This window comes from Acinetobacter sp. YH16038 (genome assembly GCF_013417275.1).
GTDB lineage: Bacteria > Pseudomonadota > Gammaproteobacteria > Pseudomonadales > Moraxellaceae > Acinetobacter.
In genome coordinates this window covers 1-5,413 of the sequence record NZ_VPEG01000070.1, presented here as the reverse complement: position 1 = coordinate 5,413, position 5,413 = coordinate 1, and the positions used below count along the sequence as shown (strand labels likewise).

6 protein-coding genes are annotated in these 5,413 nt (G+C 34.5%); 2 read left to right on the top strand and 4 right to left on the bottom strand.

What is annotated here, in order from left to right:
• Nucleotides 1-290: 290 nt before the first annotated feature.
• Nucleotides 291-560: a mobilization protein gene (locus FTV34_RS16110; protein WP_179991711.1), complete on the top strand. Its 270-nt coding sequence runs from the start codon at nucleotides 291-293 to the stop codon at nucleotides 558-560.
• Here FTV34_RS16110 and FTV34_RS16105 read toward each other — a convergent pair.
• Nucleotides 550-1,473: a RepB family plasmid replication initiator protein gene (locus FTV34_RS16105; RefSeq protein WP_179991712.1), complete on the bottom strand. Its 924-nt coding sequence runs from the start codon at nucleotides 1,471-1,473 to the stop codon at nucleotides 550-552. The genes FTV34_RS16110 and FTV34_RS16105 overlap by 11 nt on opposite strands.
• Nucleotides 1,474-2,174: 701 nt before the next feature.
• On the opposite strand from FTV34_RS16105, the gene FTV34_RS16100 reads away from it, so the two are divergent.
• Nucleotides 2,175-2,483 (top strand): hypothetical protein, encoded by a 309-nt coding sequence (locus FTV34_RS16100; protein ID WP_179991713.1) that lies wholly within the window; start codon nucleotides 2,175-2,177, stop codon nucleotides 2,481-2,483.
• Between the two features lie 298 nt (nucleotides 2,484-2,781).
• Here the strand turns inward: FTV34_RS16100 and FTV34_RS16095 are convergent, their stop codons facing one another.
• From FTV34_RS16095 to mobQ, 3 genes are all read right to left on the bottom strand, one after another.
• Nucleotides 2,782-3,264 carry a BLUF domain-containing protein gene (locus tag FTV34_RS16095; protein WP_179995733.1) on the bottom strand — a complete coding sequence of 161 codons (483 nt, stop codon included), beginning with the start codon at nucleotides 3,262-3,264 and terminating at the stop codon, nucleotides 2,782-2,784.
• Between the two features lie 593 nt (nucleotides 3,265-3,857).
• Entirely contained in the window at nucleotides 3,858-4,355 is a 498-nt protein-coding gene (locus FTV34_RS16090; protein ID WP_179991709.1) for a hypothetical protein, read from the bottom strand.
• Complete coding sequence (mobQ, locus tag FTV34_RS16085) at nucleotides 4,352-5,305, bottom strand: MobQ family relaxase (protein ID WP_179991710.1); 954 nt, start codon at nucleotides 5,303-5,305, stop codon at nucleotides 4,352-4,354. The genes FTV34_RS16090 and mobQ overlap by 4 nt, the downstream gene beginning before the upstream one ends.
• Nucleotides 5,306-5,413: the final 108 nt, after the last annotated feature.

Here is a 5,413-nt window from a genome sequence, read left to right as displayed (position 1 = left end):
ACGATAGGCCATAGATGCTACCGCAGTTCGTCCAGAACTTCGGTTAATGGTCTTGGTCGTACAGTGATAAATTGCCATGCCTTAGCCTTGTGATGGTTTTGCTTTTGCTTTTAAAAATTGCGTAGCAGTTTTTTGGGGTTAAGGGGAATCCCCTTACGCAAACTTTGACTTGGATGAAATCCAAGTCGTAAGTGCGCATTTCATGAAAACACGATAGCATATAGCCCGCTTGAATTTCAATTCATAGGGCCTTATGCTTGAGTGGTTTTCTATATCCCGAAATCTGAATCATGACAAAATCTGCTGAAAATCTCGAAAAGAAAATTGAAGCCCAGTTAGAGAAGCTGAAACAGTTAAAGGCTCATAAACAAGCTATCGAAGCTAGAGAAAAATCAAAGCAAAAAGAGCAGGAGAGAAAGGACGATACTCGACGCAAAATTTTGCTCGGTTCTTATTTGATTAAAAAAATGAATGACAATGAAGCCAATAGAGAAAAAATACTCGCTGAACTCAACGAGTATTTAATAGAAGATCGAGACAGAAAATTATTTAACCTTTAAAACCTAAACTTCTTAAATGTGGAATAAACTCTTTTTGTTTTTCAGGGTCTATCAGCATGTCTTTAATTCGACTAGCTAAAGCCTCATAACTCTCATTACCAACAGCTAAATGTGATAGGCCCGGTAATTTGGCAAGCTGATTTCCAAACATATTAATTTGCCCATCAGTCATTTTGAAAAACATATCGACGGTATTCATATCTCGACTTGAGTTGATTTTTGGCTTTTCAAATTTTTCTTTAACTTTGAATCTAAACCCCACAACAGTTCTACCCTCTTTTATATTTTCATAAGTTAGATTTAAATCTGTTTGAGAGTTAATTTCTTCTAAAGAAGGCTCTAAAACACGGGTTTTTAAATTAGACATTCGATCATAAGACTTAGGCAATCCTAACTCTGTTTTTATACGATCTAAACTTAATTCAAATTTACCTAGACCCTGATATTTCTTGGCAAGATGATACAGGTCAAAGGAATAATCTTTTTTAAGTCTGAGTACCACTTCTTTTTTATATTTGGTGTAAGGGTTGAGCTTATCAAATTCTTTTAGCATTAAAAGAACTTCCTCAGGAAAGCAAATTGATATTGCTCCATTGTCGTATTTTGCTCGGATTACCCAAGAACAAGAAACTTTTTTCCCCTTTTCATCTGTATAGGTAAAGTACCTACGCAGCATATGCTTACTAGCTTCCTCCATCGACTTATATGCAGAGTGGGTTTTTATATTGCACTCTTTAGCAAAGTTTTCAGCAGTAATAGTAATGGGGTCTTTTTCGGTAGCGTTGGTAACTCTAGCGATAGGACTTGCTAAAACCAATAAACGCTTTTCATCGATAGACATGCTTTTAAAGCATTCTTGAATATTATTTTGTATGACCACCCATGAAGGTGGATAGGTTTTTTTATCTTCCATTTGAAAACTACATACTGAGCAATGTAATTTGCAAAATACCAAGCTGCTGTTTTTTTAGCTATTATTTTTGTAGCTTTTTAACAAAACTACAATAAAAATAATGTAGCTTAATGTCCTCCATTTGTAGTTTTAAATTCCTCCATTTGTAGTTTTAAAAACTGATTTAGTCCTCCATTTGTAGCTTAATATCCTCCATTTGTAGTTTTTTAAAGTTTGAAAGCCTTATGAATAAAGGGTTTGAAGGGGGTCTAAAAGCTTTTAAAAGCTTATTAAAAAGATAAAAAAGGATTTTTTATTTAATACAATTGAAAATAATTTTTTATAATTAATTCTAATTCTTCGTGTAAGGCTGTTTACGGCCGATTAAAAGAAAATAGGTATACAACCATATGTTTACATGTAAACGTTCGAAATACGCGAAACTGTGAGCATAGGGACTATATTTTTATGTATTCCTATGTTAGAGTTTGAACTGTTTGAAAATAAAGCAAAAAAAAGGCACTTGCGTCAACAAGTACCTTTTTTGAAATCTTTAATATCAAATAGCTAACAAATCAAACCAAAGGAGGTTAAAAAAGCCATAAGAATTAATGATTTACGTTTAAAATGCATAAACGATTCTATCATTGATAAACAATTTGTTCAAGTTAGCGAACAGATAAGGCTGATTAACCTCCATTTTTTACAATGGAGGAATCATCATGATTCCAGTTTTACCGGCAGTAGATACACATAAAGCACATATCTTGCACCGCTTATTAAATAGGGTGCCTGTTAAAAACAAAGATATGTGGTCGTCTATTGATTCTAGTTACTCTGCGTGTCGTATTAGCGAATTACGTAGTGATGGATGGAATATTGAAGATCACTATTTATCTGAAGATTCAAAACTGAAAAAACGTGTGCGAGTAAAAGTGTACTTCATACCATCTTTATTAATTAGTGAATTGTTGAAAGAACAGGCAATTCAAGATTTTTTAAGAAGGTTTGAATATCGACAAGCCAGTTAAATAGAAAAAAGGAAGGGTTATCCCTTCCTTTTTTTGCTTTAAAAAACAGACTTTGTAATCAGAGAGAAAAACGCATGAATTTTGATACCAGGTGATCGCTCGTAGGCACTTGCTCGGCTCTTACTAGAATGAGTTTTTTATTAAAATATTTAATCAGTACCGTGGAACAACGATCAAATATCAAACTTGGAACATGATAAATAGAGGAGTTGCCGCCCTGTTGCTCTATGATTCAAGGCAGCAATCTCTAATATAATGATCTTGAAGGGAAAAACAGTTGTATTTCGTATAAGGTCTATTATGCTAATTTTTTAATCCAAATTGGATTCGAAGTAATTAAAGCTTTACTTTTTAATATAGAAAAATTATCTGCATGCTGACTTAATAACTCTATAAGAGGTGGGATTGTAGAGCTATTTAATAAGTATGGATTAAAAATATCATTATGATTTTTAGAGAAAAACTTAACTATATCCTGATCAATATTGGCATATTTCATATACCAATTAGAAAAGAGATATGTACTGATCTTCTCAAGATAAAGAACTTCACAATTTTCATGACGCGGATCTTTTAAGATTTTGTCATGAAAAAGATGCTTTACTTTATCTTCTTGCCCCTCTAAACATTGAACAAAGTAATCATTTCCATAGTAAAGAGCCCCATAGATCTGATTTGCTCCATTAAACTTTAATGCTTCGGTTAAAATTTCATAAAGTTCACTCTTAGAATAAATTTTAGACCTGAACTTACTTACATATAATAATCGTATAGCGGTCATTGGTAATTCGTCTTAAGATATAAATAGTTAAGTATATATAATAAAAAAAATTATTATATAAAATTAGTAATTTTTAGACTGCTTTCTTAAAGCATCCTTTCTTTTATCTTATATCCTTGCACTTTACCTATTGGTAAAATACATACATTCATAATCTATATCGGAAAGTAAGTAATTAAGCATAAGAAAAAAAATCCCAGCAGGTGTAGTGCTGGGATTAGGTGTCTTCTGGGCTTAGTTATTATCGTTATCAAAAAAGTATAACTCAGTTTTTACTTAATTAATTTTCTTTTCAATTAGCTTCAATTTACTTAACTGTTGCTCTTTTTTCTGATCATTTTCGATCTTAATAACTATAGCTAAAATAAAAAGCATCATTATAAAAAATAGGAAAATCAAATGCTTTCTCATTATTTATTCCTTCTTTTAATGTTTTAGCATGCCTTTTCCCATTGCAAATAGATATGACATAAGAAACCAAAATTTAGCTCGATGCTTTGAAATATGGCTTTAGCCATATTTCAAAGTCGGGCAACTTTGCGCTTGCTATAATCTGATTAGCTATGAGAAAAACCAAGCAAAGTACCGATCAACTAATATCTTTTAGGGTCGATCTGGCACCAGTCATAGGTCTTTTCTTTGACACTATTTGGCTGAAATGAATAGCAATTTTTCGTCATGATTCTGACTAGTGTTTCACCATCACTTTCTCTAATTTGTAGTGGATATTTTTTAAGTACAGCCATATCAGTTCTACGTTCATTAATTTCATCTTTGCTTGGCACGTACAAGAATATTGCCAAGATGAATACCATCATCACAGCGACAAACGTGCTGGCAAAAATAATGATAAATTTTAAGTTGAGCCTTTTTGTAGCTTCGTTTAATTCTTGAATACTATTGTTTAATGCAGCTGTATGTTTCTTATTTGCGTTTTCTAGCGATTTTTCAGCCTTATTGAGTACTCCGTTAGCGATTTGGTTGTAAAATACCTCTAATCGCTTGTTATCGTCTGCTATGGCCTCTCTATATTCCTTCATGGAGGCCAGTAAAATATATAGTTGATCGTCTAAGTCGTTTTGGTTGCTCATAGCGATGGGCCACTTCTTTCATATTTAATACGCTGTGTCTGTTTCATCTTTTGCTCTTGTTCCAATTTCAATCTTTGTCTTTGCTCTTGTTCCAGACGTTGTGCTTCCCGATCTTTCTTCCATTGTTTGAAACCTTGCTCAACATGGTTGAACCCTTGTTCTAAGGTCTTTTCCTTGTGCTGTTGTTTGTTTTGGAGCTGTTGGCTGTTTTGCTGTTTGATCGTATCGTTAAAACGGCTAATTTCAGTATCTATGCCTTTTCTGCGCATCTGGGTAACTTTACTACCCTCATGGATGGTAGCTTGTAGATCCTTGCCTTGATCGGCATAACTACGGTGGTCGATTCTTTCCCGATACCCTGCATGTTCGAGGGCATGATTGGCTAAGTTTGCCCAGGTGGCTCGGATCTGTTTAATTTCTTCCTGGCTTGTTCCCATGCCCAGGCTTTTTCTCTTGGCATTGCTTAACTCAATATCAGTCTTATCCTTTAGCACCAGATTATGATCTTGATCCAGTTCAGCCTTACGTGTAGTCAGCAAGATATGCGCATGATGGTTTTTATCATCCCCTCCTTTGCTGGGTGCATGGATGGCTAAATCTGCAATCACCCCATAACGGTCTACTAATGATTGGGCAAACTCTTTAGCCAATTCTTTTCGCTGTTCTTCGTCCAGTTCATCAGGTAAAGCGATAACCCATTCACGTGCGGTTCGGGCATCTTTTCGATTCTCAGATTTTTCTGCCAGATTCCAAACTTGGCTTCGGTCTAATTCAGTATCCAAGTTAGAAAGAATCTCTGTATAAACCACACCTTCTTTTCTTGTGAAGTCATGGGTTAACCCTGTCCGTTCATCTTTCAATTTTTCTCCTGCACGGTAAGCCATAGATGCAACTGCAGTTCGTCCCGAACTTCGGTTAACGGTCTTAGTAGTACAGTGATAAATTGCCATGCCTTAGCCTTGTGGTGGTTTTGCTTTTGCTTTTAAAAATTGCGTAGCAGTTTTTTGGGGTTAAGGGGAATCCCCTTACGCAAACTTTGACTTGGATGAAATCCAAGT

Coding starts and splice junctions, on each gene's coding strand:
- FTV34_RS16110 (WP_179991711.1), top strand. CDS start 291: ATGACAAAATCTGCTGAAAATCTCGAAAAGAAAATTGAAGCCCAGTTA.
- FTV34_RS16105 (WP_179991712.1), bottom strand. CDS start 1,473: ATGGAAGATAAAAAAACCTATCCACCTTCATGGGTGGTCATACAAAAT.
- FTV34_RS16100 (WP_179991713.1), top strand. CDS start 2,175: ATGATTCCAGTTTTACCGGCAGTAGATACACATAAAGCACATATCTTG.
- FTV34_RS16095 (WP_179995733.1), bottom strand. CDS start 3,264: ATGACCGCTATACGATTATTATATGTAAGTAAGTTCAGGTCTAAAATT.
- FTV34_RS16090 (WP_179991709.1), bottom strand. CDS start 4,355: ATGAGCAACCAAAACGACTTAGACGATCAACTATATATTTTACTGGCC.
- mobQ (WP_179991710.1), bottom strand. CDS start 5,305: ATGGCAATTTATCACTGTACTACTAAGACCGTTAACCGAAGTTCGGGA.